This is a genomic window from Sporomusa sphaeroides DSM 2875 (genome assembly GCF_001941975.2).
GTDB lineage: Bacteria > Bacillota > Negativicutes > Sporomusales > Sporomusaceae > Sporomusa > Sporomusa sphaeroides.
Map to the genome: position 1 here is coordinate 2,060,968 of NZ_CP146991.1, position 14,835 is coordinate 2,075,802.

Here is a 14,835-nt window from a genome sequence, read left to right on the forward strand (position 1 = left end):
CGAGAGATAAAATTCTGCGGTAAGCGGCTGATGATAGGAGGACAATTAAGAACAAGTCTCATACAAATTGTGTTAGTATAAAAATTATAATAAGGGAATACTGCTGATAGCAGCGTGGTAAGGAGATGTTTAATGTAATGGATGCTTTTTTGGACAGATTGGATATATATGCTTCGGGAATTTGGCTTCCTTTACTGTTTTGCATGACCGTATTGCTCTTTGTTGTGTTCATGCCCAAACGACAGATTGATTGGCTAGGTATCTACCTTACCTTTGGAGTCGTAGGATGTGTAGGTGTGCTACTTGACATAAATATTCTAGGAGAATATTTTGATCTCTTTGACTTGGGAGATCCCGGTAAAGAGGGGATTGGGGACTTAGCGTCTTATGCAATTATCCCCTCATGTTTAGCTGTAATATTTATCAACTATTTTGATAAAAAAAACAAGTGGTTATATGTTGCAATATTTACAGGTATATCTTATTCTTATGAATGGCTGCTTACGCAGACTGGATACATGAAATTATTGGGATGGCAAAATTGGTATTCAATACCTGTTTTTATTGTGGTTTACGGAGTATGGCTACCATGGCACCACGAGGTAATAAAAAGACTTCGATAAACAATCATCGCGGGGTGGAGCAGTTGGTAGCTCGTCGGGCTCATAACCCGAAGGTCACAGGTTCAAATCCTGTCCCCGCAACCACGAAATTTATACCGCCTGCCGGTTCCGGTTGGCGGCTTTTTATTTTTTCGTTGGCTTTTTGGCAGTGTAATGATATAATATATCCAAATTATGGAAATAAGGATGTGATATTGTGATTGCCGGCACGGAAGAGACACTCATGAGTAAATTAACTTCACGTATACGAGAACAGCTTTTATTAAAAGGGATTCAAGATTTTAAGATTACCGATGGAAGCTTTCATTTTGCTAATGCCAATGATAAGTCCAAAGCGAATGAGATTATTCGTGATTACTTAACTTTTTTGATTGATAATGATAAAGAGTATTTAATATAGTCGACCGCCTGCCAGGATTATCTGGTAGGCCTTTTTATTTTCAGAGAACAATCTATATTAAGGGGGAGCCTTGTAATACTCCTTGTGACGGGTTCACGCGACACTCTCTAATGAGAGTGTTTCGACCTGTTCCCGGCAGGGCATCATCAGGTGGAGTTATTTTGTGATTGCACACTGCAATCATTTGCTTATTCTCCAGTTTTTGTTGAATCGATTTTGCTCATTTTCTCATTCTGCCAAGGCAGTAACTGTTGTCCATAACAATCAGATCAGTCTGGCATGAAAATTAATTTGATTATAAAGCACTGTTGTGGAATACACTACAAACAAAATTGAATTATTCTGGAGGCCAGGCTTATGGGGCTGACTTTTCTTGATAGCAGTATGGAAATGTATATATCGGTGATTAGTTTGATAGTATCGCTTACCGGTACCTTTTTTATTCTGCGCCTGGACTGGCGGCGCTATGGCCTGCTTTATACGATCGCCGGAATGCTGGGAATTATACTCTGTTTTATTTTTGAAAAAGTAGGCTTTTACTCTTTTCCCTACATCTTTATGCCGTTTAGCCGTATTCCCGTGATTGCAGTTCTGACCGCATTTTCTTTTTATGTTATTCTGGGTGTCAGGTACAGTCCGGTAAACTGGGTGCACAAAATAGCCTTTTATGGGGTGATCGTAAATCTTGGCGTGCTCTTGGAAACGGTCTTAAAAAATACAACAAGGCTGATTCACTATGATTTTGAATGGGATTTCTGGGATTCATACACCAGTTGGTGGGGCTTTTTTATTTTAATGGAATGGATCGGTGGTAAGCTTATACCGCAGCATTTGAGAGCGCCCATACCGGCCGAGGCTTTCCGCTCTGAACAATGGTTTTGGTTTGTCATTCATTTTGTGGCAATTTTTACGATATTTCTGGCCGGATTGTATCTGGGGTTAACCATGCCTGATCAATAAACCGAACGCCCTTTTTTAGACTTCAGCAGGGATTTATTATCTTTTGGCGAAAGGCTACCAAAAAAAGGAGGAGCGATATTATGGCTGGAGCTCCAACAATTTGGGTGAGTGGTGATATGAGTGAGCAAATATCAGATTTCAATGGTGAGTATACCTTAATACTAATTAGCAGCAAGCAAAGAATATCACTGGGCAAGAGCTTAGAAGCTGCGAGGAAAAAATTAAAAGAACTTGGCAGGGAAGATATTGCCAACCAGTTAAGATAATGAGCCTATAGCAAAAGCTTGCTTAAATTAAAATGCGGTGTTAAAATTAATTCAATATAATATAATAAGTTTTCTGGGATTCCGTGGCTTCGAGCCAGTCTGATCCGGGAGAAAACGCACAGTATTGTCTGTGAAACACGAAAGATAGAAGTCTGGGAGAAATTAATGATTTCTCCCAGACTTTAAGTTTTTTGCTTGCTGTGATCATATCCTGCCAGCGGCAGCTAAGGCAACAGTTTGTGAGGGGTTTAATAAGAACTGTTACTTTTCACTTTGTTTATCGTTCATATTATAAAGGAGGTCGACTGGCAACATGAAAAAAATTAAAGTTCTTATGGCCGCGATTATGCTGAGCTTATTCACTGCACCGATGATGGCAGTGAATGCGAGCGCTATTTTGGCAACGGAAATAAACTTACCTGCCGATTATTATATTTTTGATACTCTCGAGGCTGATGTAACCGGTGATGGTATAGCTGACAGGATATACCTTGCCGGCTATAAAATCCAGTCCAATTTTTCTGCTGCTAAAAATCTTAGTATTACAGTAAAAAGCGGTGCAGATAAGTCATTTATTCGTTTTCCTCTTGCTGAAGTAGGCGGTTATCAGCCCTATCTTTTCGCTGGCGATTTTTCGGGTGATAAAATAGCTGACGTCTACGTAGCGACAGCATCAGGCGGCAGCGGTGGATGGTCATATCACAATATCATATCTTTTAGTGGCGGTGAGCCAAAAGAGCTATTCGGCAGTAAAGAGAATTTTGCCACTAACATTACTGGCAAGTTTGTGGACGGTTGGAAAGTAGCTCTCGCCAATAATACCGATGGAACAACAGTAATCGTTGGAGTAGCTGAACGCCGGGAAGATTATTTGCGGTTAGGTATTTATGACGAAGAGGGTAAGGTACAAAAGGAAACTCAGACAATGACTGCCCCTTTTGTTAAGTTAGAACCGGTTGATATCGATCATGATGGGGTCTACGAGCTAAAAGGCAGTCAAAGTCTTTCTGGCGCTTATAGAGCAGACAGATTAGCTGAGGTAGAAACTATGTTTAAATATACAGGAACTAATTGGCAATCACAATCAAAGCTGGTTATGATCTCATCTCTGCATTAATTTCTAAGATATTATGTCACTACTTATCAAGGTGGAATATGATATAGTAAACCGAATAAGGAAGTGATGTTATGTATCCTAAGTATTCATACTTAGGGATGGAAGAACAATGCGAAGCTGTCCCCGTTACCTTTCCTCCCCAGCATCAAAACCGTCAACCCGGTATGGAGTATCTTTTGCACCCCAGACCTATCTCAGAAAATCCAAACTCCTTGGGTAGTGGCAAACTGCAGGGAAAAGTAGCAATTATTACCGGGGGCGACAGCGGCATCGGCCGGGCAGCTGCCTATGCCTTTGCGAAAGAAGGCGCCAGTATTGCGATCGCCTATCTTGATGAGCACCGGGACGCTGAAGAGACAAAAGGACGAATACACGAAATCGGTCAAGATTGTATCCTTTTGCCGGGAGATCTGCGAAACGAGCGTCAGTCCTATATTGTTGTGGAAGAAACAATGGAGACTTTTGGGCGGTTAGATATATTAGTAAATAATCATGGTGTTCAATTTCCCCAGATGAGCATTCTTGATATTTCTGCCGAACAGTTGGATGCTACCTTTAGAACTAATATTTTTGCGTTCTTTTATATGATTAAGGCGGCGCTGCCTCATATGTGCCCCTATGCTTCGATTATAAATACTACCTCTGTGACGGCATATCAAGGAGAAAAATATCTAATTGACTATTCTGCAACTAAAGGGGCAATTGTCAGTCTTACACGATCGTTGTCTTTATCTTTAACACCAAGGCATATCCGTGTTAATGCAGTAGCCCCGGGGCCGATTTGGACCCCGTTAAATCCGTCAAGTTTTCCCGCCGAGTATATTAAAACCTTTGGCGCTAATACCCCCATGAAACGCGCCGGGCAACCGTTTGAGGTCGCTCCGGCATATGTATATTTAGCAAGTGACGACTCTCGCTATGTATCTGGTCAAGTTCTTCATGTAAATGGTGGTACAATAACAGAAAGCTAGGTAAATCCCGAACCAATAAAGCTGATGGGAAGCGTTCTAGGTTCGGTTTAAAAGCAATTAATATGCGTTTTATGTTTGTCTGGACTTATGTCTAGGCTTTTTCGTTTTAGTGGAGTATCCTATATCATCCAAAAAACGCCGACAATTATATTTCGGCGGGGACAATGGCAGGGGGAGTGGATTGTAGTGAATATTGATTTACCAGCTTGGCTTATACTGTATTTTGTCTGGAATGTGGTTGCATTTCGCTTGGTTGAACTGGATAAAGAGCGGGCCAAGAGAAAAACCTGGCGGATTCGTGAACGCACCTTTTTTTTCGCAGCCTTATTTTTTGGTGCCGCCGGCGTACTTACCGGTATGTATGTTTATCGGCATAAGACGCTTCACGCAACTTTTGTTATTGGTATGCCGGTTATGCTGGTGATTAATTTTGTCTGCGGCTATTATATTTACATAATTATCCTCAAAAAAACTGCTTGTTTTGTGATATAATATACAAGTATCTTGTTACCATAATACTTAGAAAGGATTGGATTACGTAGTATGAGAAATAAGGTAATTCTGGTTGCTATGCTCATGTTGGCTCTGCTTGTTGCAGCCGGTTGCGGCGGCGGTTCAGGTGTTCAGCGTCAGTCCGGTTTGTCACCAGAAGCGGTAATTCAGAACTTTTTTGATGCTGCTAAAGGCAACCAGATGAAGGAAGCGGCACTCTATGTGTCACCGACATCGGCTAGTGACACCAAGACCGTATTAAAATACGTCACCGGTGAAAGCAGTTCAACAATTAAAAACTCAAATTTGCTATCTGTGAAAAAGGTGGCTCAGCAAGGTGATTATGCGGCAGCGGTTGTTACTTTGCAGGCAGAACAAAACTCAATGAATGTTTCGGTTAAGCCGGTAGGTCTTGAAAAAATTGACGGTGAATGGTATATTGTCGATTATGATCAGGCTCTGCGTGAGGCGAAATACAAAGTATTAGCCCAATTGCTTAGTCGTATTTAAAAACAGGGTACCGGCTAATAAACCGGTACCCTGTTTCTATATTAATGTACAATTTACAATGACAATGAGCGGTGGGCAAGTCCTACAGCAACTTCATTAAGGTTTAGCACACCAACGCCAAAATAAACGGCTACGCAAAGATGTTCTCCATGGCGGGCAATACCTATTTTACCACCGACATTAAGGCCTACTGCCTTGGCAGAAACTTGTTCTAAGGCTGCGTGTACCGCCCCGGCAACAGCGCCTTCGCCAACATGATTGCCAGGCACCAGGTTTTGTCGCTGAGCAGCCACAACGGCCCGCTCAATGATTTTCTTGACTGAAGGAATAAACTCGCCGCCAAAATCTACGGCTACAGCCTGCAGGTTTCGTTTTGCCAATAACTGCCGAGTATCGTGCTCGTCTTGTCTGGTTTCACTGATAGCCATTCGCAGTGCGGCTCGTCCAACATCTATGCTGGTTATTTCACTCATTATTGTTAATCCCCCATCATTGTGTAGTTTGAGTGGATTTCGCAGGAATTGTGATTTTCTGAGGGTCAATTACCGCAACTGCCAGGAAAGTTACTATACATACAAGCCATTCGAGATAGATGGGGTGAGCAACTATTCTAATTTCCGGAATCAGCTGCCAGGCCAGCAATGTCAGCATACCGGCCAGGGTGGTATAAAAGGCGGAATTCCGCCGGCATAGGCCTGGCAAAAAGATCGTACATAAAAACACAAGGGTAAATGCTGTTGTTAAGCTTAGGCCCAGCAGCAGGGTTTTCAAAATGCCCACTGCGTTAAAGGCCAGCCAAAGGGTGAAAAAGCCTAAAGCCAAAATAGTTACACGGTTGATAATGACATATTTGTTTTCGGTCACTGCGGGATTTATAAACCGTTTATATATATCCTGAGCAAATAAGGTGCCGGCGCCAAGCAACAAGGTGCAGGCTGTCGACACATCGGCAGCCCATAACGCGGCAAGGGTAATGCCTGAAACCACAGGATCAAGTCCCATAATAATCTTTGGCAGTGCCAGGGTTGCCTGCACTTCAGGATAAGCTACTCTGGCAGCCAAACCCATAATGGCACATAAGAAGCCGATAGGGAAAATCAAAATTGCGCCCCAGATGAATCCCCGTTTAGCAGCTTTGGCGCTTGAGGCGGCACAGGCAATCTGCACCGGGCCTTGGGCCGATAAGCTTTGGGTAATCATAACAACAAACCAGCCGGCAATGGTAGCAAAACCGAGTCCGCCAAGAGGGGTGAACCAATCAGTGCCTGGCGGCAGTTGAGCGGCGATTGTGCCCAAACCGCCCTGCTGCTTAACTGTCAGTATGGTTCCGGTAACAACGCCTGCATATATCAGGGCAACACTGACAATATTGGATAAACCGGATGACCATAGTCCGCCGATTAGGGTTATTCCCACAAAAACGATAGCGCTGGTAATCATACCGCCGGTGAATGAAAATACCTCCGGCAGCATTGAGGACAAAATGGCGCCGCCGGCCAGATATTGCATGGATGTTATAACCAATTGTATAGTAATTAGGCCGATAACACTGATAACCCGGCCTTTTTTATCATAATAGCGTTCAAAGAGTTCGGGAATGGTGGTACAGTCCATTTCGCGGTATTTTCCGGCTGCCAATACGCCCATGACCAAGGCGCCGGCAGCCCAGGCAGCATTATACCAGCCGGCCGCGATACCGGCTGTGAAGGCATTTTCTGCCACGCCGATGGTTGAGGCGGCTCCAACTGCCAGACCTGCCACATTAGCGGCCACTAAGAGGGCATTCATTTGGCGTCCGCCAAATAAAAAATTCACACTTCCGCCGGCAGCTTTACGTTTCGCATAGAGGCTGATGGCAAAGAGCAAAAAAATATAAAGGACAACAATTACAAACTGAATTGACATGAAACTATCCTACCTTTCTACATCTACAATGGCTATTGACCGGTTGGTTACTACCACCTGCTTTCAAGGCTCCTGCAATCCTGCCATCCTACAAAACCGGGTCAAAGCTGCTATATTGCAATTCTATGGTAACTAACGAGTAAAATAATGTCAATGGCGATATCTGTAAAACAATTTACCAAAAATGAAAATTGGGCAGGATATTACCCCAATTTGTTGAAATATATTCAAAAATACAAAGTGGGGTATCATTGTATGGGGATTCTGCAGAGAAAGCTAATCATTATTATTATGCTGGCATGCGGGATTTTGGCCTATAGTTGTTACAGCTTTGTGCAAAAGACTTCAGCAGACCGGGCTTTGAATACAGCGGCGCCTTCACCGGAAACCTTACAAAATTCTAATCCTATTCCTGCCGGCAAGGGGGAAGAAGATGAAGTTGTAGTTTATGTCAGCGGCGGGGTTAGCAAGCCGGGCGTGTACAAGTTTTTTCGCGGCAGCCGGGTGGTTGATGCCGTGGCCTTGGCCGGCGGCTTTATGCCTGGTGCAGATGCGGCAAAAATTAATCTGGCAATGCTGCTTAAAGATGAGATGCAGATTCACGTCCCTTACGCCGCTATTCCTGTAAGCAATAATCCGGGTATGGCAGTGCCTGCTAATGCCAATACTGGCAGCAGCGGTGATAAGGTTAATATTAATACCGCTTCCAAAGAGGAATTGGATAAACTGCCAGGCATTGGCCCGGCAATAGCTGAACGGATTATTGAGTATCGCACCAATATTGAACCGTTCAGAGATATTGCCGATATCAAGAAAGTGCCAGGTATTGGTGAGGCAAAATATAATCAGTTTAAAAACAAAATATCGCTGTGATTACGGAGCAAATAAATACTATTATTGTATTTGCCTGTGCCGCTTTTGCCGCAGGTATTTGGCAGGCAGGGATATATAGCTGGCATAGTCTGACGCTTATTGTCTTGGCTGTGTTATTGCTTTTGACAGCGTTATGGCGTGTTGTTCGTAATTACCAACAGGCCTTTTGGCCGATTATCGGCCTGTTTTTTATTGCCGGAATGCTTTGTGCCAATCTGGATAGCATTGTTCCGGCCGATGCTATTAGTCACCATATCGGGAAAACCGTTACGGTCACGGGAATTGTGGATGCCGTTCCTGAGATAAGCCAGGCAAATACGCACGGCAAACAAGTAAGATATGTAGTCAAAGTTCAAAATGTAGAATTGGAAAAGACAGGCGCTAACTCAGCTTCCAGTGGAAAAGTTCGCATTAATGTGCTGTATAAGGAAAACGGTGAGTTGGCAGTTTACGGTGATAAAATAACTGTCTATGGGAAAGTACGGGAGCTGCGCGGGTATAATAACCCGGGACAGATCGATATGACGGTTGCGCTTAAGCGCGAGGGTATTACAGCACGTATGTCTGTACAGGAGCAGAACATTAAGCTGAATACAGCCTATGCCGGATACTCCTGGCGTGCAGCGCTGGCAGACTGGCAAGCCGGAATTGTCCGGGCCTTGCAAAAGGTAATGCCGGTCAACGATGCCGCTATCTTAACGGCCGTACTGTTTGGCGGCTATCAAGGAATAAATAAAAATGTTGTCGATGATTTCGCGGCAACCGGGTTAATTCACATTTTATCTGTCTCAGGCGCGCATATTGCACTGGTGGCAGGCTTGATACGGTGGTTCGGCAATCAGCTGCGGCTGGGTTCCCGGACGACTACGGTTGTGGCTGTACTGGCGATTGTATTTTATGCCTGTATCAGCGGATTCACGCCACCGGTAATACGTTCGATGATTATGGGCATAATCAGCTTGCTGGCAATATTGGTTGAACGGGAAAGCTATGCTCCGGCGGCACTAGCCATTACAGCGCTGGGAATGCTTGTTTATCAGCCGCTGCTGCTTTATGATATTAGTTTTCAATTATCGTTTGCCGCCACAGCCGGTTTGGTATTTTTATATAAACCGACATATGATTATCTGTCTGCTTTTTTGCCAGCATGGCTGGCAGGACCGTTGGCGGTGACCGCGAGTGCCCAACTGGGTGTTTTGCCGATAATTGCCTGGTATTTTAATAATTTTTCCCTCATCTCTTTTGCTGCCAATATCCTTGTCCTGCCGGTTGTTGAACTGGTAATCATCCTTGGCTTGACAGGAGTTATAATTTATACCGTTGTTCCGGTCATTGGCAACCTGGTGTTTGTTATCAGCAGCCTGTTGATCGGTTTGGTTATGATGCTGACAGCGCTCCTGGCAGCGGTGCCGTACAGTTCTGTTTACATACCGTCCGTAGGGATAAGCGGGAGTGCGGCTTACTACCTGCTCCTGGCCTGGTTTTATGGCTGGCGTCCGTTAGCTGTCCCGGGTCCGGGACAGCTTGTCAGGCAGCGTCCGGGCACTTGCGCCACAACCGTCATGGTAATTATTGGTCTGCTGGCAGTGTATACCTGGTATCCGCGGCCCTTGTCCGTGCACTTTATTGATGTGGGTCAAGGGGATGCGGCTTTGATTATTACACCCCGCGGCAAGGCCGTACTGGTAGACACCGGCGGCAGTTTCAGCAGCTCAAATTATGATATCGGTGAAAGAGTGGTTGCTCCCTATCTCAAGCACTATGGTGTGACAACCGTTGACTACTTAATCCTGACCCATGGACACCAAGATCATGCAGGCGGCGCTGCCGGTATTGCCGGCAGGGTTAGCGTCAATAAGGTTATGCTGCCGCGAGAAGAATACTCACAGGCAGTACAGGCACTTGTTCACACTAAACCGGCGATCGCGATTATTCCTACATATACAGATCAGAGATTTCAACTGGATGGGGTGGATGTTGGTATCGAGCATGCGGTTGGTGAAAATGGCCGAAATCAGGCTGTCACAGGCAATGAAGTATCCAGTGTGGTTAGGGTAAGTTATGGCCGGCATAGTTTTCTTATCACCGGCGACCTGGAAGCAAAAGGTGAGGAGGCGCTGCTTGCCGCAAAAGCGGTTAAGCCCTGTACGGTGCTTAAAGTAGGACATCATGGTTCAAAGACCTCCACCACGGCGGCGTTTTTACAGGCTCTTGACCCGGAGTATGCCGTTATTTCCGTAGGCTATGCCAATCGGTTCGGGCATCCGCATCCGGAAACCATCAGACGCCTGACTGACAGGCAGACCGTAATTTACCGTACAGATACCCATGGGGCCGTAGTGTTTAAGTCTGACGGCAGGAAGCTGGAAGTTGACACCTATATCAAATAATATATAAGCTGGTGAATTATGGATTATAAAGCAATACGTGCTCTCATTAAACAAAATAAGATTGCTCCTGTTTATCTTTTGCATGGGGAAGAAACCTATCATCTGCGGCAGGTCGAGCAGGCTCTGATTGCCAGTGTGGTACCACCGGCAGACCGGGATATGAACCTCATTATTTTTGAAGCCGATCCAGCTAAGGAAGAACTGATAAATACTATTGAAACAATACCCTTTTTAGGTGAAAAGAACTTAATCATTATCCGCAGCACGACGCTTTTTAGTGCCGGACGCAAGAGCAGCAGCGACGAGGGGCAGGACAAAACCGATCCTGCATTAAACCGGTTAATTGCTTTATTTAGTAATATGCCTGCCTATAGTCATCTTGTATTTCTGACGCCCGATAAGCCTGATAAGCGGCGTAAGATTTATAAAGCTGTGGAAAAAAATGGCGTTGTCTTTGAGGCAGCACCCTTAAAGGGGAAGGAACTGCGCGCTTGGTTGACAGACCGGCTTTCTGAACTCAAAATCAAAATGGCTTCCGATGCTGAGGAACATCTTATAGCAGCAGTCAGCATGATGCCGCAAGTTTCTCTTGATTTTTTAAACAATGAATTAGAGAAAGTAATTTTATATACGGCAGATAAAAGGCTGGTTACCCGCCAGGATTTATTGCAAATCTTGTCTTCCGTTCCCGAGGTATCTATTTTTGCTATGGTGGAGGCGCTAAGCCAAAGACATACTTCACAGGCCCTTGCACTCTTGCGTGAACAACTGGCAGCCGGGGAACACCCTGTGAGGCTATTGGCACTCTTAGCCCGGCAGGTCAGACAGTTATGGCAGGCTAAAGAACTTACACACCAAGGCTATGGCAGCCGGGAGGTGGCTGAGTATTTTAAGGTGCCAGGCTTTATTGGTGAGAAACTGGTGAAGCAAAGCCGGGGTTTTGCTGACAGTAAACTAAGAGAGGCTATGCTCAGCCTGGCGGCAGCCGACCAGGATTTAAAGTCAAGCCGGACAGGTCCGGTAGCCCTGGAAAAAATAATTATTGAATTATGCGGATAAAGAAAACACGGCTTGCGCCGAGCCTTTGGCGAAAGCGGAAGCCGATGTTGATCCTGCTTTTAAGAAAGTTATACTCTCTGTTAGGATAAAGAAAACCCTGTCCACTTTTTAGTGAACAGGGTTTCAATTATTATTGAGATAATTAAGCTTGAGTTGCATTAGCTTTGCGAGCTAGACGGGACTTCTTACGAGCTGCGGCATTTTTATGAATAACGCCTTTGGCGGCTGCTTTGTCAATAACGCTGGCAGCAGTAGTCAGGAGGTTCTTGGCCTCATCTGCTTTACCGGTACGTGCAGCTTCTTCCACCTTACGAACAGAAGTTTTAATCGCTGATCTTACCGAATAATTGCGGGCACGCCGTTCTGCGTCAGTTTTTACGCTACGCTCAGATGCTTTAATATTTGGCAAGTAATTCACCTCCTTATGTATATGTTACTGAACTATTTTAGCATGCTCTACAGGAAAAAGCAAGCAATAAAGTAAAAGCAATTGGCTTGGTATAGCTAACTTTTTTTCCGGATAAGATAGGTTTGAAATAGTTTTTAGTAGGGGGAGAATAATTCATGGATCAAGTTCCTGCTGCAGTACGAACCGATTTGGCGTTAGAAGCGCGTGAAATGCTGACAAAACAGGTGAGAGAAGACATTCCCGGTGTCTTAGTTGAGACCAGTGAAGATGAGGATGTACTTATTACCCGGGTAAATATTACTACTCCTGAGGCGGAGCGAATGATGGGGAAAGCCAAAGGAAGTTATATTACCCTGGAGGCACCCGGCTTACGCTATAAAAATACTCCGTTACAAGAAAAAATCATGAATTTCCTGGCGGTTGAATTAGCTGGAATGGTTAATTTACCTCGCAACGCCACCGTATTGGTTGTCGGCCTTGGAAACTGGAATGTCACGCCAGATGCTTTAGGCCCGCGGGCTACGCACAAGATTGTCGTTACCCGGCATTTGCAGGAGATGTTGTCGCCGGAACTAAAAGGCGGTGTGCGCGCGGTGTGTGCGATTTCTCCCGGTGTGCTTGGTATAACCGGTATGGAAACAGCCGAAATTATCCAGGGGATTGTGAACAATATCAAGCCCAGTCTGGTAATCGCTATCGATGCTCTGGCTGCTGCTTCCAGTCAACGGGTAATTACTACCATCCAATTAGCTAATACCGGCATCCATCCTGGTTCAGGTGTCGGCAATAAACGCTTTGGGCTTACGCAGACCTCGTTAGGAGTGCCGGTCGTGGCTATTGGCGTACCGACAGTGGTGCATGCTTCAACCATTGCTATGGATACCATTAACACTCTCCAGGAACATGCGGCTTTTGGCCGGTATTTTAAGAGCATGGCCAATTTATCTGACCAGGACAGGCAGACCATTGTCCGACAGGTATTGCCTGACATACTCGGAGACCTTATGGTAACGCCTAAGGAGGTTGACAGACTCATCGAAGATATTGCTGCCGTTGTGGCCGGCGGCATTAATCAGGCGATGCATCCTAACATTGATTACGAGAATATCCATATGTACTTACATTGATTTGGGACTAATTGTAATATCGTCCTGCCGCCAGGCATATACATTGTATGTAAACAAAAATAGCAGAGGACAACCAATTCTGGGGGTCTGGCGGAGGCGGCAATGGTTACGAGGAAAGAGCGGAAACAAAGAAATCAAAGCAGGCATTGGTCTAATTTCTTGCGATTTTACGGCATCTATAGGATTTCCAATATAGCGTTTATTGTGGTGATGATGGTAATATCAGGAGGATTATTTTTTGGCACCTATCTCAATCTGACACAGAGTGCTATACCGGTAAGTGGCAAAGCAGTATATTACGGACAATACATGCCTGCTTTGTGGCCTAAAGGAAAGGACGTGCTTATTTCAGGCATTCCTGGTTTTTCCCTGACATTTCAGCCGCAAAGTATAATAAAAATAACGCCGGCACCCAGTGATGAAAATTTTGCCAACAAAATAGTGCGGGTATTTGCAGGTGTTGATTTTCGCGATTTGCGCTCGCTAGTTTCACAGGAAATCCCTTTTATATTGGCGTTTAAAAAGCCGGTATCGCCTGCTGTCAGTGCAACGACACTGCCGAACTTCCCGGTATTTGATACGAAAACTGTAGCAATTACGGACAAACCGCTTGTAGGAATATACCATACACATACGGCGGAAGCTTTTATTCCCAATTCCGGCGTGACGCACCGGCCAGGAGGCCAGCATGGTGAAATCGTGGAAGTAGGAGCGGCATTAGCCAAGCAGTTAGAGAAAAATGGGGTAAAAGCCATTCACAGTACCACGATTCACGACTACCCCAGCTTTATGAAAGCGTATGGACCTTCCGAAATTACTGCACAAAAAATGCTTGCCGAAAATCCGTCGATTCAAATGATTTTCGATATTCATCGCGACGCCGATAAGCGCCAAAATGTAACCCTTATGGCTAATGATTTGCCGATTGCCAAAATTACTATTGTTGTAGCTACCGGACAGCAGGATTTGCCCCAACCGCACTGGCAGCAGAATCACGCCTTTGCTAAGTTAATTGACGCTAAGCTGAATGCTAAATTTCCGGGGTTATGCCGCGGTATTCAATTGGTGGAGTGGCGGTATAACCAGCATCTTCATCCCAGAGCGCTGCTGATAGAAGTGGGATCACAGGAAAGCAGCAAAGAAGAGGCCATGCGTAGTATGGAAATACTGGGAGACATACTGGCAGAAATACTTGCTGAGAACCGTTAGTCAGCGGAGGAGGGGTGGCGTGTTTGAACGGGTGGCGGCAAATGATATAGGAATTATTGCCCGAGGTCTTTTTATATTGCTGGCCATTATTGTAATTGGTGTGGGACTGGCAGAACATCAATTAACCACTCTCACTCAGCGTCCTGAGCAAGAACGCTTCTTTTATATTGGCCGCAACCGGGAAGATGTATATTCGGCTTATGCTTTTGGCTATGGCTTAACGCTGGGCAAAATATATCCTTTTGCCCATATTTCCCGGACAGACCATGAGCTTGTAGTGCATATCGCCAATCATGCCATTACTATTCCGGCTAAAATAGAAATTGACGGAAGGTTTATTGGACATTGGCTTGATGTTTGGCACCGGCAGTTTGTGGATGAAGCGTTTGCCGCGAAGGAACAGGTGCTCGAATACTGGAATCACATTAGACCCTATATTGAGACTGCCATTCAGGCAGTGAGAACACAGGCCCAAGCGGCTATAGTGCAAATTAAACAGTATATTGGCGAATAGAGGTAGCGCT

17 protein-coding genes and 1 tRNA gene are annotated in these 14,835 nt (G+C 45.0%); 15 read left to right on the forward strand and 3 right to left on the reverse strand.

Annotation, left to right across the window (positions count from 1 at the left end):
* Positions 1–137 precede the first annotated feature (137 nt).
* From SPSPH_RS09460 to SPSPH_RS09500, 9 genes are all read left to right on the forward strand, one after another.
* Positions 138–623, forward strand: coding sequence for a hypothetical protein (locus SPSPH_RS09460; RefSeq protein WP_075755413.1), 486 nt, complete (start codon positions 138–140; stop codon positions 621–623).
* A gap of 8 nt (positions 624–631) precedes the next feature.
* Positions 632–707, forward strand: a tRNA-Met gene (locus SPSPH_RS09465).
* Between the two features lie 112 nt (positions 708–819).
* A complete protein-coding gene (locus SPSPH_RS09470; protein WP_075755415.1) occupies positions 820–1,023 on the forward strand; it encodes a hypothetical protein in 204 nt (67 codons plus the stop codon).
* A gap of 357 nt (positions 1,024–1,380) precedes the next feature.
* Positions 1,381–1,983 carry a CBO0543 family protein gene (locus SPSPH_RS09475; protein WP_233138761.1) on the forward strand — a complete coding sequence of 201 codons (603 nt, stop codon included), beginning with the start codon at positions 1,381–1,383 and terminating at the stop codon, positions 1,981–1,983.
* Positions 1,984–2,063: 80 nt separating this feature from the next.
* Positions 2,064–2,249 (forward strand): hypothetical protein, encoded by a 186-nt coding sequence (locus SPSPH_RS09480; protein ID WP_075755417.1) that lies wholly within the window; start codon positions 2,064–2,066, stop codon positions 2,247–2,249.
* A gap of 313 nt (positions 2,250–2,562) precedes the next feature.
* Positions 2,563–3,366, forward strand: a complete 804-nt coding sequence (locus SPSPH_RS09485; RefSeq protein WP_075755419.1) for a hypothetical protein — start codon at positions 2,563–2,565, stop codon at positions 3,364–3,366.
* A 71-nt stretch (positions 3,367–3,437) separates the two neighbouring features.
* On the forward strand, positions 3,438–4,337 hold the full coding sequence (locus SPSPH_RS09490) for an SDR family oxidoreductase (RefSeq protein ID WP_075755421.1): 900 nt from the start codon (positions 3,438–3,440) through the stop codon (positions 4,335–4,337).
* 186 nt (positions 4,338–4,523) lie between these two features.
* Entirely contained in the window at positions 4,524–4,829 is a 306-nt protein-coding gene (locus tag SPSPH_RS09495) for a DUF1294 domain-containing protein (protein ID WP_198930901.1), read from the forward strand.
* A gap of 51 nt (positions 4,830–4,880) precedes the next feature.
* Positions 4,881–5,339, forward strand: coding sequence for a DUF4878 domain-containing protein (locus SPSPH_RS09500; protein ID WP_075755423.1), 459 nt, complete (start codon positions 4,881–4,883; stop codon positions 5,337–5,339).
* 53 nt (positions 5,340–5,392) lie between these two features.
* Here the strand turns inward: SPSPH_RS09500 and SPSPH_RS09505 are convergent, their stop codons facing one another.
* Together SPSPH_RS09505 and SPSPH_RS09510 are read right to left on the reverse strand one after the other, a co-directional pair.
* A complete protein-coding gene (locus tag SPSPH_RS09505; RefSeq protein WP_075755425.1) occupies positions 5,393–5,812 on the reverse strand; it encodes a HutP family protein in 420 nt (139 codons plus the stop codon).
* 16 nt (positions 5,813–5,828) lie between these two features.
* Positions 5,829–7,244, reverse strand: coding sequence for a sodium:solute symporter family protein (locus tag SPSPH_RS09510; protein WP_075755427.1), 1,416 nt, complete (start codon positions 7,242–7,244; stop codon positions 5,829–5,831).
* A 255-nt stretch (positions 7,245–7,499) separates the two neighbouring features.
* On the opposite strand from SPSPH_RS09510, the gene SPSPH_RS09515 reads away from it, so the two are divergent.
* Genes SPSPH_RS09515 through holA form a run of 3 tightly spaced genes read left to right on the forward strand, consistent with a single transcriptional unit; the run spans position 7,500 to position 11,566 of the window.
* Complete coding sequence (locus tag SPSPH_RS09515; protein ID WP_075756038.1) at positions 7,500–8,117, forward strand: ComEA family DNA-binding protein; 618 nt, start codon at positions 7,500–7,502, stop codon at positions 8,115–8,117.
* The gene (locus tag SPSPH_RS09520; RefSeq protein WP_158027058.1) at positions 8,114–10,507 is read left to right on the forward strand and encodes a DNA internalization-related competence protein ComEC/Rec2; all 2,394 of its coding nucleotides are present in this window, start codon (positions 8,114–8,116) and stop codon (positions 10,505–10,507) included. The genes SPSPH_RS09515 and SPSPH_RS09520 overlap by 4 nt, the downstream gene beginning before the upstream one ends.
* 18 nt (positions 10,508–10,525) lie before the next feature.
* Entirely contained in the window at positions 10,526–11,566 is a 1,041-nt protein-coding gene (gene holA / locus SPSPH_RS09525; protein ID WP_075755429.1) for a DNA polymerase III subunit delta, read from the forward strand.
* A gap of 142 nt (positions 11,567–11,708) precedes the next feature.
* On the opposite strand, the gene rpsT is transcribed toward holA, so the two are convergent.
* The gene (gene rpsT, locus SPSPH_RS09530; protein WP_075755431.1) at positions 11,709–11,975 is read right to left on the reverse strand and encodes a 30S ribosomal protein S20; all 267 of its coding nucleotides are present in this window, start codon (positions 11,973–11,975) and stop codon (positions 11,709–11,711) included.
* Positions 11,976–12,130: 155 nt separating this feature from the next.
* Between rpsT and gpr the strand changes: the two genes are divergently transcribed.
* From gpr to SPSPH_RS09545, 3 genes are all read left to right on the forward strand, one after another.
* The gene (gene gpr / locus SPSPH_RS09535) at positions 12,131–13,102 is read left to right on the forward strand and encodes a GPR endopeptidase (protein WP_075755433.1); all 972 of its coding nucleotides are present in this window, start codon (positions 12,131–12,133) and stop codon (positions 13,100–13,102) included.
* A 102-nt stretch (positions 13,103–13,204) separates the two neighbouring features.
* Entirely contained in the window at positions 13,205–14,311 is a 1,107-nt protein-coding gene (gene spoIIP, locus SPSPH_RS09540; RefSeq protein WP_083945463.1) for a stage II sporulation protein P, read from the forward strand.
* 19 nt (positions 14,312–14,330) lie between these two features.
* Positions 14,331–14,825, forward strand: coding sequence for a hypothetical protein (locus SPSPH_RS09545; protein WP_075755435.1), 495 nt, complete (start codon positions 14,331–14,333; stop codon positions 14,823–14,825).
* The last annotated feature ends 10 nt before the right edge of the window (positions 14,826–14,835 follow it).